Below are 19,659 nucleotides of genomic sequence, written 5' to 3' on the forward strand. Positions count from 1 at the left end.
ATTAAGTATTATAATAAAACACGAATTCAACAAAAATTGGGCTACAAGTCACCGATAGAATATCGGCAATCTGTAACCCAATAAGAAAGCTTTTTTGATACTGTCCCATTTTAATGGGTCAGTTCCCTTTCTCGTTCAAGAGAAGGGAAGGGCTTTTTATGTGAGGTCAGTTGCTTTTCTCTATCATTGTTAGAAAATCTATGCGTTGTCTGATGTCCACAGCGTGGTGTGAATTTCAGCTGGTAATAAAGTTGACGTCAATGCTTTGTCAGAGACTGTTTCAATTAGCGTACTTCTAACCGCTTGATGTCCTGGAACGTCTAATGTCAGTGGCGCTTCTTCATCAGAACTTAAGTTATAACCACGCATGATAATATTTAACGTGTGTTCTTGACACTTGAAGCTTGTTAATTGATAATTTGGACTTTCAATGGTTGCAAATTGTTTGTCGACTGGTAAGGCACCAGCATGACGTGATGTTTGCGTAACAGAAATCGGTATTTGGAAATTATGGGCTTCTTGATATGTCGCAAAGCCGTCATTAGCTCCATGTGGCTCTATCGTGAAAGCAGCTGTTTGTTCTCCTAGGCACTGTGCTTCAGGTGTTTCAAAATAACCCCAATCTCCTAATTCGGCGGTAGCGCGTAAGATGGTGACAGTGATTGTCGTGTCTTTTTCTAATAATTCATATTCGTTTAACCCATAGTTACCAATCGTTAATCCATGTGTTTCGTTATGAACGTTAACAAAAGTTTGTTGATGTTGTGGATTCGTTGGATTTGTCCACGTATCCGCTACATCGTTAGGACGTGTCGCCACTTCGTAAATGCTGTCAGCAACATGTTCATTCGTTTCAATCATCGTTGGGAAGAGCACGCGTAAACGATGATTTTTCATTTGATTGTTAAAACGTGCTTCACATTGGATTTGGCGTTTGCCACGTTCTAGGCGTAATATCGTTTCTATTGTTAAAGGAGCTGTTTCTTTCGTACGTGTCGCGTGACGTTGACGAAACTCCGTAACAGACTTCATTTCTTCGCGTAATTGTTCTTCTTCTACACCAACAGGTACAGGTAAAGTTTGACGAATCATGACTTCGGCTAATAACGGGGTATCGGTTATGACGTTGACTTCCGCTGGGTAATCATGACTGTATAAGACAGTCTTATCTGGTGATTGTTTAAAGATATATTCATTCCCAACATCGCCGACATTTTCATACGTTAGTAAGTTTTCAAAACGTTGTGTCGTTATTTTATCTGTTAAAGTAAGACGTCCATCTTCTTGAATTGTAAGTGCAACGTGTTCATTTTCTAGGTGATAACCATCGTTGGTTACCATAGAAGTTAGTGAGATTTCTTTCGCCTTACCTGCAACTAGAGCATAGCCTTTCCATGATAAAGGATTAAATGCTTCGTGGACACGAACGGTCACATAATTCGCCATAAACGGAATTCGGAAGCCATCTTTTGGTAAATCGTAACCAAAACGAGTGTCGTGTGCGACGATTTCCGCTGCGACTTGTTGTCCCCGTTCATCGATAACGTAAAAATCAGGCAAATCTTTGGCTTTTAATTCACGATAACCAGCAGGCGGGGACATTTCTGAAAACGGAATGCGTTCCCACTCGATTTCTGTTTCAAATACCGTCTGTTTTTGATTTCCGCTAGTATTAAATGCGATAAATGGGCGACTTTCTTCTGGGAACACCTCAGTATTCATCGCAAGTGTTAAGGTTTCAAGTGCTTCACTAGCGACAAAGCGACCTACTTCAAGTGCTTTGTCAAAGCGGGTCATCATTTCTCGGTGAACTTCATCGACACTACAACCACAAATACTATCATGAGGGTGGTTTTGTAATAGTAATTTCCACGCATAGCGTAATTCGTCGTGTGGATAATGACCTGACACTTGGCTTGCCATAGTAGCTAGAGGCTCAGCAATGCTTTCTAATTGACGTTGCACTTCGGTATTTTTTTGCTTTAAGTAGATGCGAGAAGAAGAAGTATTAGCTAACGTATACCAACCGTCTGTTTCTTGACTCGTTAATTCTCCTTCGACAGTACTTAGGTTGTCTGGTAAGTCGGTCATCACTGCCTCTAGGTACTCTTCAAAACTACTGTGAATAAATTCGTAGTCATCGTAAAGTTCATTTGCGACTTTGATAGCTTGCGTCACATCCTTTTGTAAAGGTTGATGATCACAACCATTCATCATCAGCAAATGATTTGTTGAAGCGTATAATTCTGCGTCTGCTAATTTGCGTTCCCAAAATACTTTAGCTTCTTCTTTATCTACAGGGATTTCATTACCATTACTGTACCAGTTAGCAAAGAGAAGACCGAAAATTTTAGAGCCGTCTGGACCTTGCCACCACATTTCTGAGAATTGCGATGCATATTTTTCATCGTTAATTACGACGTTGTTAAAGCCGGTTGGTTTGACACCACGACCGAACGCCGCCATTTCAATGCCGCCTTCAAGCATCATTTGCGGAGCTTGTCCCATATTTCCAAAGGTGTCTGGGAAATAGCCTAGCTTAACTGGTGTTCCCCATTTGCGACTTTCTTCTAAACCAATCAACATATTACGTGTGTTGGCTTCTGAACTAATAAGGAAATCATCTTGCAAGATATAGAAGGGGCCGATTTTTAATTTTCCAGCGTCAATCGCTGCTTGGACTTCCTCTTTTTTATGAGGTCGGACTTCAAGATAGTCGTCTAAAATAATCGTTTGACCATCTAAATGGAAACTGTGAAAATCAGGATCTGTCTTGATAATTTCTAGTAAATCATCCATCAATGTGACAAGGCGCATGTGATGTTGCTCGTAGGGCATGTACCACTCGCGGTCCCAATGACTATGCGAGATAATATAAACTTTTTTCTTACTCATCGTAGTTGTTCCTCCTTATTTTTCAACGCGAATGTCATAGTAATCCATGACTAATTCGCAAAACATCATGTTCGCCCATGAGAACCATTCACGTGTATACTTAGTCGGGTCATCTACATGGACACCTTCGTGCATTAAATCGGTACCCCCGGTTGTTGCAGCGAGCATATCTAAAATACGTTTTTTCTCCGCTTTATCGGACGTCGTCATTCCTTCGATAGAAACAGCGATTGGCCAGATATAATTTTCAGGTGTATGTGAGCTACCAATGCCTTTTGCATATTTTCCTTCGTAATAATAAGGGTTTTCCTTACTTAATAGAGTGCGACGTGTCGCAAGATAAACAGGATCGTCTTCTGCACAGTAGCCAAGGTACGGAGCAGACATCAGGCTTGGTACATTGGAGTCATCTTGAATAGAATAGTGACCTAGTCCATCGACTTCATAGGCATAAATTGTCTCACCGGCTTGATTCTGGACCTGTGCGTATTGGCGAATCCCTGCATCGATTTCTTCTTTGAGTTTTTTCGCTCGTTGTGCTACTTCAGGCTGATTGAAAAGAGAGGTATAAAGCTCTTCTAAATAGCCTAAGATGACGACTGCAAACATATTTGAAGGGACTAAGTAACCGTAGATACAGCGGTCGTCACTTGGACGGAAACCTGACCATGTCATACCAGTATAGCCAACAGGAGTACCGCGCCCATCATGGGTTAACGTATCTTCTTCACGCCATGTGTCACGCTCAAATGTATAAGGTGAATTTTCATGATGTTGTTCTGTTTCAAATACTTCTAAAATTTTTGCTACACCTTCATGAAAATCGGCGTTAAATTGGTCGGTTTGCCCAGTTGCTTGATGTAATAAATAAGCGAGCTGAACAGGGTAGCAGAGTGAGTCAATCTCGTATTTACGTTCCCAAATCCAGGGGTTCATCTCAGTATGGTCTGTTTGATGCCCGGCATTATTGGGTTCTTCGTTGAAAGCGTTCGCATAAGGGTCGATGTTAATATAGAAAAATTGACGTTTAACTAGTCCGGCAATCATATCCGCTAAATCAGCGTCGTCTTTTGCAATCGGTAAATAAGGACGTACTTGAGCGGTTGAATCACGTAACCACATGGCAGGAATATCACCTGTTAATAAAAAGGTCGTGCCGTCTTCTTGGCGCTTAACCGTTGTTAAAAGGGTATTGGCAAAACATTTGTTAAAAATTTCTCCCCACTTAGGGTTGTCCTGTTGTGTTAAAGAATTAATATGATCCATAAAAGATTGGACAGATGCAGGTATCGTTTGATAAACCATGATGAGCCTCCTATGATATATGTATTTTATTTTTATAACAAAATGATATATCATTTGCAAAGGAATGTCTATCTTTTTCTAAAGATTAATGACAAGATGTGGTAAAATGATAAAGAAGACAGAAGAAAAGAGGGAACATTATGAGTAAAATACCCTTATATCAACAAATTATTAATGATATAAAAAAAGATATAGTCTGTGGAAGATATACCAAAGGGGATAAAATTGCGACAGAGTTGGAGTTGTCGGAAAAATATCAAGTGAGTCGTATTACGTCAAAACGAGCCTTAGTAGAGTTAGAAGCTGAGGGGTTGATTTATCGCGTTCGAGGTAAGGGAAGTTTTGTAAAAGGCGTACCAAGTAAAGTGTCGACAAATAAAAAAGAAGATTTATTATTTGTCAGTCCGTTTTCACATGACACGAGTTTTGGAAACTATGCTCAGGGTGTTTTTCAAGCGTTAGCGGGTACACCTTATCGTGTCGTCATGTTAGGACATGACCAGCTTTCGCAGTACCAAATTGCTGAAGTTGTAGAAAATTACGCGGGTGTGTTGTTCTATCCGATGACGCAAGAGATAGATATTGATTGGTTATATCATTTATATTTACATCGTGTCCCCACCGTTATTTTGGATAAAGAGTATGAAGCTATTGGCTTTCCGAGTGTTGTCGCAGATAACGAACAGGGAGGATACGAGGCGACGAAACATATGCTTGCGAGTGGTTTGAAAAAGATTGCGTTTGTTTCTAGTATGCCATTGCTTGAAGTGTCGACTATCCAAACACGTTATCTAGGTTATTTAAAAGCGCTATATGAAGAGAATGTGACAGAAAAATGCTTATATCAAAATTTAGAACGACTAGCTTTAGATGATTATTTAGAAGAAGTCGTCAGTCAGATGTTAGCGCAAGGTGTAGAGGGAATTGTAGCGGAAAATGATATTGTCGCAATTTCACTAGTTAATCAACTTAAAGAAAGCGGTGTACAAATTCCTGAAGAAGTTTCAATTGTCGGCTTTGATAATAGTCAGGCGAGTCAATTGATAACACCTAAACTAACAACGGTAGCACAAGATTTTGCTGAAATGGGCGCATTGGCAGCTAAGCGATTAATACATCAAATTGAAGAAGCGAGTATTCAGGCGACGCAAGATGTGGTGCCAATTTGTTTAAAAGTGAGAGAAACTACTTATCAAGAAAAATAAGTATATCATTTGTTTACTTTTTCAAATTAATGGTATATCATTTAGTCAACTAAATGATGAAAGGCGTGGTAATATGATACGAACAGAACGTGATTTACTTTCGATAGACACGCGTCAAGGAACAGACAATCAGTATACTTTTTCTAATGGTAATGCTCTTCCATACACAGGCGTACCGTTTGGCATGAATTATTTTGTGCCGCAAACAGCTGGAGAGCGTGGAAGTTGGTTTTTTAATCCGAACGATCGTACCTTCCAAGGGTTTCGTTTAACGCATCAACCTAGTCCTTGGATGGGCGATTTTTCCTCATTTGTTATGACTCCTACTCAATCTAACGTGGCAGAGACGACTCTCTTTTTTCATCAAAGTAGTTATCGTCCAGACCAGAGTGTGTTTGCACCGCATTATTTAAATATTAAATCTTTACGTCACAGAATTGTGTCTGAGTTAGTGCCGACGCGCTATGGTGCACAGTTGCGTATGACGTATCAACAACCAGAGACAGCAGCGTGGTTATTGTCTTTAAAAGGACGTTATACGTTTTCCCTATCAGATGATGGTTTAGCTTTGTCTGGTTATGTAATCAATTATGCAGGCTGTGAAGATCCTGACTTTAAAATGTACGTCACGTTTCGTTTTTCAACCCCTGCGACATACTTATCAACAGAAGAGATGTTTAACGAAGAAGCGTCGGAAAAGACACATAGTTTGTTATTTGGTTTTACTTCTGCGGTTGATAATGTAACCGTTTCAATCGGCACGAGTTTTCTTTCCAGCGACCAAGCGACACGTCATGCTCTGGCAATCGAAGGCGATTCTTTTGAGAGTTGGCGACACGCAGCGTGTCAAGAGTGGTTAGATTATTTAGGACGGATTCATATCGATGATCAAGCGTCAGAAGATAGTCGTACATTTTATGGTAATCTTTACCGAACAGGTTTATTTCCTCAAACCTTTTACGAACGTGACGAAGCTGGGAATGACTATCACTACGATACGATGAGTCGTAAAGTACGACCGGGTAAATATTTTACAAATAATGGGTTTTGGGATACGTATAAGACGCTCTTCCCGTTATATTCCATTATTGCTAGCGATTACTATGACATCATGCTAGAAGGTTTTTTAAATGCGTATCGTGAGACAGGTTATTTACCTAAGTGGTTATCACCTGATGAGCGTGGTCTAATGCCAGGAACCCTAGTGGATGCAGTGATCGCAGATGCCGCGGTAAAAGGCATTCGTTTAGATTTAATGCCTGAATTTTTAGAGGCGATGATCAAAGGAGCTACCGTTCAAAGCGAGCATGAACATTACGGACGTCGAGGAACGGAACAGTATATAGAGTTGGGGTATGTTTCGAGCGATTATGGTGAAAGTGTCAATCATACGCAAGATTACGCGTACAGTGATTTTTGTATTGCTCGCGTGGCAGAGCAATTAGGAGAAAGAGCTGTTATGGAAAAGTACGATCAACAATCGTTAAATTACAGACATCTGTTTGATGCAGAAACAGGATTTATGCGACCGAAAACGGCTGCTGGTGAATTTGTGACACCTTTTAATCCTCTTGACTGGGGCAAGCATTATACAGAAGGTTCTGCTTGGCAAAATAGTCTAGCTATGTATCATAATTTTGCAGATATGATTGAACAAATGGGTGGAGCGGAAGCCTTTACGCATCATTTAATCGCATTAGTTCAAAGTTCGCCTGATTTTAACGTGGGAGGCTACGGTTTTGAAATTCATGAAATGAGTGAGATGGCGGCGGTGGATTTTGGTCAGTTAGCGATGTCCAATCAGCCAAGTTTCCACATACCGTATTTGTTTAACTATGTGAATCAACCTGCCTACACGCAAATGCTCGTCAAAAAAATTCAAGACGAGCTATTTGATAGCTCTTGGCAAGGCTATCCGGGAGATGAAGATAATGGCAGTATGTCAGCTTGGTATATTTTATCAAGTTTAGGTTTTTACCCAGTTTGTCCAGGTTCAGGTGAGTATGTCGTTGGCGTCCCACGTTTTGAAAAAATGACCGTGAAGATAGGCATTGATCGTGAATTAGTCATACGGACGACTGCCTGTCCCAAAATGTATCCTTTCGTAAAAGGACTGCGAATTGACGGTGTAGAAGTAGCACCGTTAGCCATCCGTCATGAACAATTGTTGACAGCTAATGAGATAGAATTTGAAATGAGTTTAATTCCCCCACTGCCTCAAGAAAAATGGCAGAAACACTTACCTTATTCATTGCATAAAAAATAAACTTAGAGGAGAATTTTAAGATGAAACGTTTAATTAGCAGTACGGCTTCAGAAATTAAGAGAATGTCAGCGACCGAGTTATTTCAATCAATCAAAGCGAGTGAGGGGCGTACAGTTGTTTGTGAGAATATCAACCACGCCCAAGCGATGTGGCCATTAACAAATGCGGAAGTCTCCGTTTCGTTTGGTGGCGACATGATTTTGTTAAATGGCATGGATGTGTTGCAACCTCATGTTGCGGGAGTGGCTAGTGAGACGGATGTGATAGCCCGCCTAAAAGAACTATCCGGTGCGCCTATTGGGGTTAATTTAGAGCCTGTTGCAGGAGAGGCTGCCTTAATGGAGTCGCAAATTGCGATTGCCAGTGGGCGTAAAGCAGTGAAGGAAACATTTGAAGAAGCGAGTCGTTTAGGGTTTGATTTTATTTGTTTGACTGGCAATCCAGGGACGGGTGTGACAAATGTCGAGATTGAAAAGGCGATTCGAGTGGCGAAAGAATCATTTGACGGTCTGATTATTGCAGGAAAAATGCATAGTTCAGGGGTAGATGAACCCGTTATTTCTCAAACGGCGATCGACCAATTTATAACAGCCGGTGCAGATATTATTTTACTACCATGTCCGGGTACGGTTCCTGGTATTCGTGAACAAGAAGTCTATGAAGCCTGTCAACAAATCAAAGCAGCAGGTAAATTATCTATGTCTTCTATTGGCACGAGTCAAGAAACATCTGATGAAGCAACTATTCGCGAATTAGCTTTAGCAAGTAAACGTTGTGGTGTTGATTTACAACATATTGGCGATGCTGGTTTTGGTGGCATGCCGACTCCTGAAAATATTATGGCACTTTCTATTGCGATTCGCGGTAAGCGACATACTTATTATCGTATGTCACAGTCTATCGTTCGCTAGTATAAAGTAAAACAGCCACGCTCTCTAATAGAGCGTGGCTGTTGTTTTTGTTAATAGGTAATAATCATATCGTCTTCGTCATCATCGGTAACGCCTTGAATTTCAATGACTAATTTATGTGGCAGGCAGATACTCGTCTGGCCCGGTTGACTAATCCAGCTAGTACGAACAGCAATTTGGTCAGGACTATTATCTTCTTTGACTCGAATACGCGTACCGTCTACTTCAATAATATTATACTGTTTTTTTGAAGGATGGTAAGTTTTCTCTTGATGAGGTGTTTCTTCCGATAGGACAAAACGGTCGACTTCTTTACCGTCGATAGAAACGATTGCCACTGTTTCTCCTTCTTTATGTTGTTGCTTAGCTTGCGTATATGAAAATACCCCAATCGGTAAAAATGATAGTATCACTAAGAAAATAATGATAATGCCGTCCATGTAACGATATTGTTTTTTTAATTCTTTCCATAACATGAAACGTTCCTCCAATCATTATTTTTAAAGTGTAACAAAACTCATGACATGATGCAATCTTCTTTTTATTTGTTTTTTCACAATCTTTTAACGTGAAAAAATGAACGACTATTAGCTCGTAAAACACAAACAAAACTGTTTACAATCGTCTTAGTTTGTATTATTGTATTATAGACGAATTATGTTTGTGAAAGGACTAAAAAAGATGAAATACCAAGTTTTATTATACTATCAATATGTAAGAATTGACAATCCTGAGGCATTTGCAAAGGTTCACTTAGAGATGTGCCGTTCTCTTAATTTAAAAGGGCGTATATTAGTAGCAGAAGAAGGAATCAACGGTACCGTATCAGGTACGATTCAAGATACTGAAAAGTATATGGAGTTAATGCATGCGGATGAGCGTTTTAAAGATATTCTCTTTAAAATAGATGCGTCTGAAGGTCATGCCTTTAAAAAAATGCACGTTCGTCCACGTCCGGAAATCGTTTCGTTAAAATTAGAAGATGATATTGACCCATTAGAAATCACAGGGAATTATCTTTCACCAAAAGAATTTAAAGAAGCGTTGTTAGATGAAGATACGATTGTGATTGATGCGCGTAACGACTACGAATATGACCTCGGCCATTTCCGTGGTGCTGTCCGTCCTGATATTCGTGTGTTTAGAGATTTACCTCAATGGATTCGTGATAATAAAGAACAATTTATGGACAAACGTATTGTCACGTATTGTACAGGTGGTATTCGTTGTGAAAAATTCTCAGGTTGGTTATTAAAAGAAGGTTTTGAAGATGTTAGTCAATTAAAAGACGGTATCGCTAAATATAGCCGCGATGAAGAGACACGTGGTGAACTATGGGACGGTAAAATGTACGTCTTTGATGAGCGAATCAGTGTGCCGATTAACCATGTTAATCCAACTGTTATTGGAAAAGACTGGTTTGATGGAACACCATGTGAACGCTATGTAAACTGTGGTAATCCAGAATGTAACCGTCAAATTTTGACATCTATTGAAAATGAAGATAAATACGTTCGTGGATGTAGTGCGGAATGTCGTGCACACGACCGTAATCGCTATATTGCTGAAAATGATTTATCAGAAGCAGAATGGGAAGCACGTTTAAATGCTTTAGGCGAAACGCGTCAACAAACAGCTAACGTGTAATCAGTATAAAAAGCTAGCAGGGATTTTCCTTGCTAGCTTTTCTTTATGATTAAAAACGGACTATGTTAAAATGAAGAGCAAAGGAGGCCAATCATGGTAAACGTGCAAATGACAGAGATTGTGATGGACAAAGTGCAGCTGTGGATAGGGTTGTGTGAGGACGTTATTGTCTTTGTTGGCTCACCTAATGGATCGAAGGAGGAGGTTCATCAGTTTATAAAGAACGCCCATCTTGAAACGATTTTGATGCCAACTGATGCATTAACGCAAGCCTTTACTGCGTATTTCGAAGAAGGTGTCCCTTTGACGCTTTCTTATAGCGATATTTTCGGAACGTCTTTTCAGCAAAAAGTTTGGCAGGCTGTTAGAACGATTCCGTATGGTGAAACACGGTCTTATAGTGATCTGGCGAGAGCAATCGGCATGCCAAGTGCCGTTCGCGCAGTGGCGTCAGCAGTCGCTCGCAATCCACTTCTTTTAGTTGTACCGTGTCATCGTGTTATTCAAAAGTCAGGGAAATTAGGAAACTATCGAGGAGGAGCGACATGGAAACAATCACTACTGAAATTAGAAAAATCTTTCCACGAGCCGACCGTTTAACACCTGATTGGTTTCAAAATAAAACAACAGTTGTGGCACAAGCATTGTTAGGAAAACTGCTTGTTCATGAAACGACCAAAGGAGTGACAGCTGGTTATATTGTGGAAACAGAAGCTTATTTAGGAGCCGAAGATCAAGCTAGTCACAGCTTTCAAAGGAAACGCAGTCCTAAAAACGAAAGCATGTATCAGCAAGCTGGGACGCTTTATTTGTATCGAATGCACCGTCATACGTTGTTAAACGTGGTAACAGGCCCCCTTAATCAACCAGAAGCTGTTTTAATCAGAGCGATTGAACCTGTGATAGGGGAACGTATTATGCAAGAAAATCGCGCGCAACATGGTGTTAACTTGACTAATGGTCCAGGTAAGTTAACTCAAGCGCTAGGGATATCGTATATGTTAGACGGTTACTTACTCAATCAAGCGAATGTGAGTATCTGGGATGTGTCGCAAGTGCCGATGGATATTGTGGCTACACCTCGAATTGGTATTCCTAATAAAGGAGATTGGACACACCGTCCTTTGCGTTATACAGTGCTAGGTCATCCGCATATATCTGGACAATTAAAAAAAGAAGTTCACACGTCCGTGTGGCAAAATAGAAAGTAGGTAAACATGATGCGACAAGAAATTATCGACTTGGTCAATCAATTTCGTGATGAAAGAAATTGGCGACCGTTTCACAATGCAAAAGACTTTGCATTGTCTATCTCGCTAGAAGCTAGTGAATTGTTGGAAAACTATCAGTGGTTATCGAGTGAAGAAGCCAATGAACGTCATCGAGAGAACATTGAAGATGAGGTGGCGGATATCCTAATCTATCTGACGATGTTCTGTGATGATTTAGAGATTGATATGGAAGAGGTGATAAAGAAAAAACTTAAGAAAAATGCGATAAAATATCCTATTTCCTCTCAACCTAAAAATTTGATGAAGTAAAGAAGAAGCTTGTTTTGATTCTAAAAAACAAGCTTTTTTCTTTTGTCTATTATATTTAAAATCACCCTATTAAAAAAACTTTTTAAAAAGTATTGATAATTATTTCACAATAGAATATAGTAGTTACTGTAAGGAGCTACTATAAAAGAAAAAGTGAGGAAGTAAGATGAACACCATTAAACAAGTAATGAAAAAATTTGGCTATACAGAAAACGAGACAAGTATCTACATTACGCTATTAGAAAGCGGTAATCTCTCTGGATACGAAGTCAGCAAACGTTCCGGTGTGGCGCGTTCAAAAGTGTATAATCTGTTAGAAAATTTAGTGAATAGCGGACTTGTTGTGGTAAATAAGACTGAACCGAAACTTTATCATGCGATATCAAGTGAAGAATTGCTCAATCTTTTGAAGCAAGATATTCATGCCGATTTAGCGCAACTCGAAAAGCAACTTACAAAAGTAAAAGAAACGGATGAAAGTGATGATTTACTGTGGAAAATTAATGGCTACGGGCCAACGTTAAGTAAAGCAAAATATTTAATTGAACAAGCAACAGAAAGTCTCTACATTCAGATTTGGGAACAAGAGTTAACACCCGAACTGATTGAAGTGTTAGCCGCTGCCGAACAGCGTCTTGAGCATTTTGTCTTGATTTTATTTAAAGAAAATAATGACTTTACTTTACCGTTTACTCGTTACTACGATCATGGCTTTCAACAAGATAAATTAGCCGATTTTGGCAATCGATGGCTAAGTATCGTGAGCGATTCGCAAGAAGTTCTATTTGGCGATTTGAACTTTGAAGTCAAAGAAGTTGAGTTGATTTGGACGAAGAATCGGGCGATGATGACTCTTGCGAAAGAGTACATTAAGCATGATGCCTATACGTTAAAACTCATCGCTCAGTTACCAGACTCGATTGCAGAAACGTATCACGGCGATTTAGGACAGTTACGACAAATATACTGAGAAGAGGAAACGAAATGATAAAACCGCTATTATTATTGTCTATTGTATTGATTAATGGTTATTTTCTATTCACGTTTATCAAAGATTTATTGTTACATAAAGAAGAGATGAAAGCTGAAAAAGCAAATGGTAAAGTTTTACCGTTCACGTCATTTATCATGTTTTTCTTATCAACATTTGGTATTTCGGATTTTGCGATTGGGAGTGTGTTATATCCTAAGTTAGGTTGGACTTCAATGAAAAAGTTACCAGGGACACTTAACACACAATGTGTTATTCCTGTCGCAACAATGGCGCTATCTTATATTACATCGATCGATGTGGGGATTAAAACATTACTTGTTTGTATCGTGTCACAAGTTATCGGGGCGTATGTTGGGCCACGTTTTGTTGTTAAATTACCTGAGCGAACGATTAAACTGTTTGTAGGTGTTGGCTTAATCGTAGCCGCAGGATTAATCTTTGCCGGTCAAATGAATTGGATAAAATCAAACGGCACAGCTACGGAACTCTATGGAGGTAAATTAATTTTAGCTGCGGCATTATTATTCTTGTTTGGTGCGTTAAATAATATTGGAATTGGCTCATATTCCTTGACGATGGTTACCGTCTATATGTTAGGCTTAAACCCTGCAGCTGCTTTTCCAATTATGATGGGGGCTTGTACCTTCTCTGTACCTGTTGGAAGTGTCCAATTTGTTAAATTTGGAGAATACAGCCGTAAAATTACGCTTTATACCGCAACGTTTGGTGTGTTAGGTGTTTTAGCCGCCGTATTTTTAGTTAAAAACTTAAATGTGACCATGTTGAAATGGCTAGTGATTGTGGTCTTAATTTATAGTGCATACAGCATGTTGTCATCTTTAATGAAAGCAGAAAAAGTAACCGCTTAGGAGGAAAGAATATGTTAATCTTAACAAAAGAAGATGTCCAAAAATGTTTTTCAATGAAAGAAGCAATCGAAGTATCCAAACAAGCTTTGGCAATGTATACTGCAGGTGACGCGCAAGTTCCTTTAAGAACAAATCTAGACGTCGCACTACATGAAGGGCAAAGTCTGTATATGCCAGCTTATGCTAACGGTGATGTGGAAGCGCTGGGCGTAAAAATCGTTTCAGCGTATCCTAAAAATATTGATAAAGGGTTGCCAAGTATCCCAGCAACAATGGTCGTATTAGATCCAGAAACAGGAATTGTTTCAGCGATGATTGACGGCACGTACTTAACACAGTTAAGAACGGGAGCAGTTCAAGGAGCAGGAACAGACTTACTCGCATGTCAAGATGCCACTGTTGGTGCGTTGATTGGAACGGGAGGCCAAGCAGCGAGTCAATTAGAAGCCATGTTAACCGCTCGTCCGTTAAAAGAGGTTCGTGTATTTGATATTAATTTAGAACGAGCGCAAGCGTTTGTCGCACAGATGGAAGAATTGTTAAGTGAATTTGAAACAACGTTTATCGCACTAGATGATATTTCAGCAGTGGTTCAAGGAGCAGATGTGATTACAACCGTGACGACATCGAAACAACCTACTTTTAAAGCAGAAGATGTCAAAGAAGGAGCGCATATCAATGGTGTTGGGGCTTACACACCTGAGATGAAAGAAGTTCCTGCTGGTATCATCGCAAGAGCGGACCGCATTATTTTTGATACGATGGATGGCGTTTTGGCTGAAGCGGGTGATTTCATCAGCCCACTAGAAGATGGAGTCGTAACTGAAGCCGATTATCATGGTGAGTTAGGTCAAGTCGTACGTGAAGAAGTGGCGGGCCGAGCGTCAGATAAAGATATTACGATTTTTAAAACTGTCGGATCAGCTGTTTTAGATATTGTGACAGCACAAGCGATTGTCAATAAAGCAAAAGAGCAAGGAATTGGATTAGAATTAGATGTATAAAAAAGAGCTTCTCGTATAATCACGAGAAGCTTTTTCATTTAGATTTATTTTTTCATAAAGCCGATAATCAAGGCACTAATCAATGCGCCTAAAAGAATAAAGGCGATATAAAGCAATGGGTGGCTAATTAAAAAGATAACGAATATCCCACCGTGTGGCGCCATTAATTTGATTCCCATACCGCTAACAAGTGCACCTGTGACAGCGGAACCTGCTACAAATCCTGGAATAATACGTAATGGGTCTGCTGCAGCAAAAGGAATGGCTCCTTCTGTGATAAATGATGCCCCCATAATTAAGTTAGTTAAACCAGCATTTTGTTGTTGCTTGTCAAATTTATTTTTGAAAAGGGTTGTAGCTAAGAAAATAGCAAGGGGTGGCACCATTCCGCCAGCCATGACAGCAGCCATCACACTACTCCCACCTGTGGCAACCGAAGCTGCAAGTGTCCCTGTACCGAAGACGTAGGCGGCTTTGTTAACAGGTCCTCCTAAGTCGATCGCCATCATTCCAGCCAGTAACGCACCGAGTAAGGCAGCGTTTGCTCCAGAAAGACCATTTAAGAAATTATTTAGACCGTTGTTAATGGCTTGCATTGGGATGTTAATAAGTAACATTAATCCCCCTGTGATTAAAACACCTAGCACTGGATAGAAAAGAATCGTGCGAATTCCTTCGAGTGATTTAGGTAAATTAGCGAGCGCTTTTTTCAAGAAGACCATGACATAACCTGCTAGGAAACCACCGATTAAGGCGCCTAAGAATCCAGCCCCACCAGACGCGGCTAAACTCCCCGCAACAAACCCGGCAACTAAACCAGGACGGTCAGCAATACTAAAGGCGATATAACCTGCAAGGATAGGTAACATAAAGCTAAATGCAGCGCCACCGATTGTATTTAAGTAACCTGCAAAGGCGTTGTAGCTACCTAGTTGACTAAGTTCGCTTTGTGGGACTCCCATAAATTGGTCAACCATAAAGGCTAAGGCAATCGCAATTCCTCCGCCAATAACAAACGGTAACATGTTACTAACACCATTCATTAAATGTTTATAAATTTGTGAGCCAACAGAAGTATTGCTTGAACGGTTTTCGTCCCCTGTATTTTTCTTATCTTTAGCATGATAAGTCGGGGCTTGTTCATCTAAAATTTGATTAATGAGTGCTTCTGGTTGGCGAATACCGTCGCCTACCGGACGACTTAGTAAAGGTTTGCCGTCAAAACGTGCCATTTCAACATTTGTATCTGCTGCGACGATAACGCCTTTCGCTTCAGCGATTTCTGAATCAGTCAGACGATGTTGGACTCCGTCAGAGCCGTTTGTTTCAACACGAATTCTAACATTCATTTCTTTTGCTTTTTTAATAAGAGCTTCTTCTGCCATAAAGGTATGAGCGATACCTGTTGGGCAAGCAGTAACTGCAACAATCAACGGTTGTGTTTCTGCAGCTGTTACTTTAGGTGCTGTTTCTTTTGTTTCTTCTTGTGTCAGTACCGCGGTGATTTCTTGTGGTGTTTTAGCAGAACGAAGTGCCGCTAATTTGTCCGCGTCTAGCAATTGACGTGAAATCGCTGCTAACGTTTGGAGATGTGTATCGTTTTGGTCATTAGCTGGTACGGCAATCATGAAAAACAAGTCCGTTGGCTGTTGATCCAGTGCTTCATAATCTAGTCCATTCAATGATCGAGCAAACAAAACAACCGGTTCGGTCACTGTTTCATTTTTTGCGTGAGGCATGGCGATACCATCCCCTAATCCAGTTGACGTTTGTGCTTCACGTTTTAAAATGGCCTCTTTAAACTGTTCATGGTCTGTGACATAGCCATGTGTGACAAGGCTACTAATCATTTCATCGATGGCGGCTTCTTTAGATCGAGCCTTTAAATCGAGTAACATAATTTCTTGTTTTAATAAGTCGCTAATTTTCATCAGATTCTTCCTTTCTTGTTAAGCTGTTTATTTTAACTTGTTTGAGCATTGCTTCTATTTCTGTTTTAGTTGCTAAGTCGGCTGCAAATGCCGTAGCCGTTCCACTTGCTACCGCCAATTTGAAACTTTCAAGCGGAGAATAGCCTAATGTCACACCCGCTAAAAAGCCTGCCACCATGGAGTCCCCAGCTCCGACAGAATTAATCAATTCGCCTTTAATAGGTAAGGCTTGATATACCTTGTTTTCCGTGAAAAATAATGAGCCATCTCCACCTAAAGAAATAATGACATGTTGGGCGCCTTTTGCCTGTAAGTCTTGTCCGTAAGGTATCATTTCTGCTACAGACGTGAATGTCGTTTGATATAAATCAGCAAGTTCATGATGATTAGGCTTAATTAAAAAAGGCTGATAAGGTAGTGCTTCTTGCAGTGGTTCACCTGTTACGTCTAGTAAAAAGCGAGCACCTTGTTTAGTAATTTGTTGGATAATAGTGTCATAAAAATCAGCTGGTAAGCTATTTGGTAAGCTTCCTGATAAAACGACCGTGTCGTCTTCGGTTAAATCTGCTAGTTGTGCTAAGAGCGCCTTTTGCTCTTTGGTAGAAATAAGTGGACCTTTTCCATTTATTTCGGTTTCCACATGTGATTTCATCTTGAGATTAATACGCGTGGTGGCGTCTATCGGTGTAAATTGATGAGAAATTCCTTCATCTGTTAAGGCGCTTTCGATAAAAGCTCCCGTGAAATCACCTAAAAAACCTAAGGCAGTGGCTGGAACATTTAATTGATGTAAAACACGAGAAACATTAATACCTTTACCGCCAGGGAAGTAGTAAGAGTCATCATAGCGGTTTAAAGATCCTTCATGAAATTCATCTAAAAAAAAGTTAAAATCAATGGATGGATTTAAAGTTAATGTGTATATCATAGTGTGACCTCCGTAACTGTTGTGTCTTGATAGAGCGTGTGCCACTTTTCAGGTAAAACGTCTGTAATAATTTTAGCTTCTTCTAAATTTGCCACTTTCGAAAAGCTTAACGCTTCAAATTTAGAATGGTCAGCTAAGACAAAGCACTGCGAAGATTGACGCATGGCAGTTGCTTTGACGGTGGCTTCCTCTTCATCAGGCGTTGTAAAGCCATATTGATGATGAACGCCATTCATTCCCATAAAAGCTTTACTAAAATGATACTGGCCGAGTTGTTTAACACTTTCGCTCCCAATAATAGCTTGCGTAGATAACTTTAACCGTCCGCCAATCATAATGGCAGGAATCTGATGTTGCGCTAGATAATGAGCATGTACAATCGAATTTGTGACAATGCGAATATCCGTTCGTAATATAAAAGGTAACATTTCATAAGTAGTAGAACCTGCATCTAAATAAATAACATCATTTGGTTCAATGAGCTGTGCTGCTGAACGAGCAATCGCTTTTTTCTCCACTAGATATAAGTCAGCTTTTTCACTCATGCTAAGTTCAGTATTTAAATGAAATAACGTACTTGCACCGCCGTGAACTCGTTTTAACTGACCATCTTGTTCAAGTTCTTTTAAATCACGACGAATGGTGGATTCTGACGTCTGGGTTTCTAACACTAAATCGGATGTCTTGATGGTGTGTCGCTGTGCTAATTCTTTAAGAATGTATGCTTTACGTTCTTCTGTTAACATAATCATCCCTCACTTTATATTTAGTTTAGCATAAAAGCAAAACGCTTTCAATCAAAAACATCCAAAATCAGCCAAAAACAACCAAAGCCGACTGGTTTCAATAAAGAAAAAAGTCGCTAGCTTTCAATTCTACTTATTTATTGTTAAAATATAAGGTAATGAAAAAGAGAAGAGGATGCATGAATGCGAATATTATTTGTAGGGGATGTCGTGGGAAGTTTAGGTCGAAAAATGGTGGCAGAATATTTGCCGCGATTAAAGCAACGGTATCGTCCTCAAGTGACCATTGTTAATGGCGAAAATGCTGCGGCAGGTCGAGGTATTACTGAAAAAATCTATAAAAAATTATTACAAGACGGGGCAGATGTCGTCACTCTTGGTAATCACGCTTGGGATAATCGGGATATCTTTAATTTTATCGATACTGCACCGAAAATGGTTCGACCGGCAAACTTTCCAGTGGCCTCTACGCCGGGTCAAGGGATTGTCTATGTGAAAGTCAATCAAGTGGAGTTGGCGGTGATTAATCTTCAAGGACGCACATTTATGACGGCGATTGATGATCCATTTGAAAAGATAAGCGAATTAGTTGCTGAAGCGAAACAGCGTACGCCGTTAATTTTTGTAGATTTTCATGCAGAAACGACCAGTGAAAAGCAAGCGATGGGTTGGTATTTAGATGGCCAAGTCTCAGCAGTTGTTGGGACACACACGCATGTTCAAACAAGTGATGCACGTATTTTGCCGGGAGGAACGGCTTATTTAACGGACGTTGGGATGACAGGTCCGTATGATGGAATTCTTGGGATGCAGCGAGAAGCTGTGATAGGGAAATTTCAAACGGCGTTACCCCATCGATTTGAAGTCGTTGAAGAAGGTCGCGGCCTTGTCTCTTATTGTGTGATTGAATTGGATGACCAGACGGGACAAGCTAAATCGATTACACCGGGCTTAATAAATGCTGATCATCCTTGGCGTGATTAGAAGGTGATAATATGACAGAAGAAAGACATATTCAAGACGATGACATTCAAGGAGCGTTGACAACATTATTGCATCAGTTGCAAGCGTACGATGTGATTCAAAACTATCAGTTGATTGAAGCACAAGCAAAAGATCATCCTGCGCTACAGGAGCTGATTGAACGTATTAAAGCTGAGCAAAAAAATGTCGTGCAATTTGAGCATTATGATAAACCAGTAGCTGCTCAAAAAGCATTAAAGGAAGCTGATCGTTTACAAGCGGAGCTAGAAAATCATCCACTAGTGGTCAGTTACCGTCATCGTCTTATCGAGGCAAATGAACTCGTCCAATATATAACACAGCGTATCGAGACAACTGTGAACGACGAATTAGAACATAAATTTTTAGAAACGTTTCAACAAGAAGAACCGTTTGATGAGGAGTGACGTAGAAA

The 19,659-nt window shown here is 40.0% G+C and carries 19 protein-coding genes; 13 read left to right on the forward strand and 6 right to left on the reverse strand.

Annotation, left to right across the window (positions count from 1 at the left end):
- Positions 1–84, forward strand: coding sequence for an IS3 family transposase (locus CBF33_RS09710; protein WP_353094491.1), 84 nt, complete (start codon positions 1–3; stop codon positions 82–84).
- 114 nt (positions 85–198) lie between these two features.
- On the opposite strand, the gene CBF33_RS09005 is transcribed toward CBF33_RS09710, so the two are convergent.
- Together CBF33_RS09005 and CBF33_RS09010 are read right to left on the reverse strand one after the other, a co-directional pair.
- On the reverse strand, positions 199–2,895 hold the full coding sequence (locus CBF33_RS09005) for an alpha-mannosidase (RefSeq protein ID WP_126763579.1): 2,697 nt from the start codon (positions 2,893–2,895) through the stop codon (positions 199–201).
- Positions 2,896–2,910: 15 nt separating this feature from the next.
- Entirely contained in the window at positions 2,911–4,200 is a 1,290-nt protein-coding gene (locus tag CBF33_RS09010; RefSeq protein WP_126763581.1) for a glycoside hydrolase family 125 protein, read from the reverse strand.
- A gap of 140 nt (positions 4,201–4,340) precedes the next feature.
- Here CBF33_RS09010 and CBF33_RS09015 point away from each other — a divergent pair, with 140 nt between their 5' ends.
- The 3 genes from CBF33_RS09015 (at position 4,341) to CBF33_RS09025 (ending at position 8,582) form a co-directional block, all read left to right on the forward strand.
- Complete coding sequence (locus CBF33_RS09015) at positions 4,341–5,405, forward strand: GntR family transcriptional regulator (protein ID WP_126763583.1); 1,065 nt, start codon at positions 4,341–4,343, stop codon at positions 5,403–5,405.
- Between the two features lie 73 nt (positions 5,406–5,478).
- Positions 5,479–7,671, forward strand: coding sequence for a GH92 family glycosyl hydrolase (locus tag CBF33_RS09020; RefSeq protein WP_126763585.1), 2,193 nt, complete (start codon positions 5,479–5,481; stop codon positions 7,669–7,671).
- Between the two features lie 20 nt (positions 7,672–7,691).
- The gene (locus CBF33_RS09025) at positions 7,692–8,582 is read left to right on the forward strand and encodes a DUF7916 family protein (RefSeq protein ID WP_126763587.1); all 891 of its coding nucleotides are present in this window, start codon (positions 7,692–7,694) and stop codon (positions 8,580–8,582) included.
- 50 nt (positions 8,583–8,632) lie between these two features.
- Here CBF33_RS09025 and CBF33_RS09030 read toward each other — a convergent pair whose 3' ends face one another.
- Complete coding sequence (locus CBF33_RS09030; RefSeq protein ID WP_126763589.1) at positions 8,633–9,058, reverse strand: NusG domain II-containing protein; 426 nt, start codon at positions 9,056–9,058, stop codon at positions 8,633–8,635.
- 205 nt (positions 9,059–9,263) lie between these two features.
- Between CBF33_RS09030 and trhO the strand changes: the two genes are divergently transcribed.
- The 7 genes from trhO to CBF33_RS09065 all read left to right on the forward strand — a co-directional run bounded on the left by trhO (position 9,264) and on the right by CBF33_RS09065 (position 14,637).
- Positions 9,264–10,229 carry an oxygen-dependent tRNA uridine(34) hydroxylase TrhO gene (gene trhO / locus CBF33_RS09035; RefSeq protein WP_126763591.1) on the forward strand — a complete coding sequence of 322 codons (966 nt, stop codon included), beginning with the start codon at positions 9,264–9,266 and terminating at the stop codon, positions 10,227–10,229.
- Positions 10,230–10,322: 93 nt separating this feature from the next.
- Positions 10,323–10,829 carry a methylated-DNA--[protein]-cysteine S-methyltransferase gene (locus CBF33_RS09040; RefSeq protein ID WP_126763593.1) on the forward strand — a complete coding sequence of 169 codons (507 nt, stop codon included), beginning with the start codon at positions 10,323–10,325 and terminating at the stop codon, positions 10,827–10,829.
- A complete protein-coding gene (locus CBF33_RS09045) occupies positions 10,775–11,440 on the forward strand; it encodes a DNA-3-methyladenine glycosylase (RefSeq protein ID WP_126763595.1) in 666 nt (221 codons plus the stop codon). The genes CBF33_RS09040 and CBF33_RS09045 overlap by 55 nt, the downstream gene beginning before the upstream one ends.
- Positions 11,441–11,449: 9 nt before the next feature.
- Positions 11,450–11,770, forward strand: a complete 321-nt coding sequence (locus CBF33_RS09050) for a nucleotide pyrophosphohydrolase (RefSeq protein WP_211329543.1) — start codon at positions 11,450–11,452, stop codon at positions 11,768–11,770.
- Between the two features lie 166 nt (positions 11,771–11,936).
- Positions 11,937–12,740, forward strand: coding sequence for a TrmB family transcriptional regulator (locus tag CBF33_RS09055; protein ID WP_126763599.1), 804 nt, complete (start codon positions 11,937–11,939; stop codon positions 12,738–12,740).
- Between the two features lie 14 nt (positions 12,741–12,754).
- Complete coding sequence (locus CBF33_RS09060) at positions 12,755–13,633, forward strand: sulfite exporter TauE/SafE family protein (protein WP_023606732.1); 879 nt, start codon at positions 12,755–12,757, stop codon at positions 13,631–13,633.
- Between the two features lie 11 nt (positions 13,634–13,644).
- On the forward strand, positions 13,645–14,637 hold the full coding sequence (locus CBF33_RS09065) for an ornithine cyclodeaminase family protein (RefSeq protein WP_126763601.1): 993 nt from the start codon (positions 13,645–13,647) through the stop codon (positions 14,635–14,637).
- Between the two features lie 44 nt (positions 14,638–14,681).
- On the opposite strand, the gene CBF33_RS09070 is transcribed toward CBF33_RS09065, so the two are convergent.
- From CBF33_RS09070 to CBF33_RS09080, 3 genes are read right to left on the reverse strand one after another with little or no spacing between them, the layout of a single operon-like run.
- Positions 14,682–16,568 (reverse strand): PTS fructose transporter subunit IIABC, encoded by a 1,887-nt coding sequence (locus CBF33_RS09070; protein WP_126763604.1) that lies wholly within the window; start codon positions 16,566–16,568, stop codon positions 14,682–14,684.
- Entirely contained in the window at positions 16,558–17,496 is a 939-nt protein-coding gene (gene pfkB, locus CBF33_RS09075; RefSeq protein ID WP_126763606.1) for a 1-phosphofructokinase, read from the reverse strand. The genes CBF33_RS09070 and pfkB overlap by 11 nt, the downstream gene beginning before the upstream one ends.
- On the reverse strand, positions 17,493–18,242 hold the full coding sequence (locus CBF33_RS09080; protein WP_126763608.1) for a DeoR/GlpR family DNA-binding transcription regulator: 750 nt from the start codon (positions 18,240–18,242) through the stop codon (positions 17,493–17,495). Before CBF33_RS09080 ends, pfkB begins: the two co-directional genes overlap by 4 nt.
- A gap of 183 nt (positions 18,243–18,425) precedes the next feature.
- Here CBF33_RS09080 and CBF33_RS09085 point away from each other — a divergent pair, with 183 nt between their 5' ends.
- Both CBF33_RS09085 and CBF33_RS09090 read left to right on the forward strand, forming a co-directional pair.
- Positions 18,426–19,226, forward strand: a complete 801-nt coding sequence (locus tag CBF33_RS09085) for a TIGR00282 family metallophosphoesterase (RefSeq protein WP_126763610.1) — start codon at positions 18,426–18,428, stop codon at positions 19,224–19,226.
- 11 nt (positions 19,227–19,237) lie between these two features.
- Complete coding sequence (locus CBF33_RS09090; protein ID WP_126763613.1) at positions 19,238–19,651, forward strand: YlbF family regulator; 414 nt, start codon at positions 19,238–19,240, stop codon at positions 19,649–19,651.
- Positions 19,652–19,659: the final 8 nt, after the last annotated feature.

The sequence above is a fragment of the Vagococcus lutrae genome (genome assembly GCF_003987555.1).
GTDB lineage: Bacteria > Bacillota > Bacilli > Lactobacillales > Vagococcaceae > Vagococcus_A > Vagococcus_A lutrae.

Bases quoted from the DNA above. Each gene is read 5' to 3' on its own strand.
- CBF33_RS09025 (WP_126763587.1), top strand. From the start codon at position 7,692: ATGAAACGTTTAATTAGCAGTACGGCTTCAGAAATTAAGAGAATGTCA.
- CBF33_RS09090 (WP_126763613.1), top strand. From the start codon at position 19,238: ATGACAGAAGAAAGACATATTCAAGACGATGACATTCAAGGAGCGTTG.
- CBF33_RS09070 (WP_126763604.1), bottom strand. From the start codon at position 16,568: ATGAAAATTAGCGACTTATTAAAACAAGAAATTATGTTACTCGATTTA.
- CBF33_RS09030 (WP_126763589.1), bottom strand. From the start codon at position 9,058: ATGTTATGGAAAGAATTAAAAAAACAATATCGTTACATGGACGGCATT.
- CBF33_RS09065 (WP_126763601.1), top strand. From the start codon at position 13,645: ATGTTAATCTTAACAAAAGAAGATGTCCAAAAATGTTTTTCAATGAAA.
- CBF33_RS09040 (WP_126763593.1), top strand. From the start codon at position 10,323: ATGGTAAACGTGCAAATGACAGAGATTGTGATGGACAAAGTGCAGCTG.
- CBF33_RS09080 (WP_126763608.1), bottom strand. From the start codon at position 18,242: ATGTTAACAGAAGAACGTAAAGCATACATTCTTAAAGAATTAGCACAG.
- CBF33_RS09045 (WP_126763595.1), top strand. From the start codon at position 10,775: ATGGAAACAATCACTACTGAAATTAGAAAAATCTTTCCACGAGCCGAC.
- CBF33_RS09085 (WP_126763610.1), top strand. From the start codon at position 18,426: ATGCGAATATTATTTGTAGGGGATGTCGTGGGAAGTTTAGGTCGAAAA.
- CBF33_RS09020 (WP_126763585.1), top strand. From the start codon at position 5,479: ATGATACGAACAGAACGTGATTTACTTTCGATAGACACGCGTCAAGGA.
- CBF33_RS09015 (WP_126763583.1), top strand. From the start codon at position 4,341: ATGAGTAAAATACCCTTATATCAACAAATTATTAATGATATAAAAAAA.
- CBF33_RS09060 (WP_023606732.1), top strand. From the start codon at position 12,755: ATGATAAAACCGCTATTATTATTGTCTATTGTATTGATTAATGGTTAT.
- trhO (WP_126763591.1), top strand. From the start codon at position 9,264: ATGAAATACCAAGTTTTATTATACTATCAATATGTAAGAATTGACAAT.
- CBF33_RS09010 (WP_126763581.1), bottom strand. From the start codon at position 4,200: ATGGTTTATCAAACGATACCTGCATCTGTCCAATCTTTTATGGATCAT.
- CBF33_RS09005 (WP_126763579.1), bottom strand. From the start codon at position 2,895: ATGAGTAAGAAAAAAGTTTATATTATCTCGCATAGTCATTGGGACCGC.
- CBF33_RS09055 (WP_126763599.1), top strand. From the start codon at position 11,937: ATGAACACCATTAAACAAGTAATGAAAAAATTTGGCTATACAGAAAAC.
- CBF33_RS09050 (WP_211329543.1), top strand. From the start codon at position 11,450: ATGCGACAAGAAATTATCGACTTGGTCAATCAATTTCGTGATGAAAGA.
- pfkB (WP_126763606.1), bottom strand. From the start codon at position 17,496: ATGATATACACATTAACTTTAAATCCATCCATTGATTTTAACTTTTTT.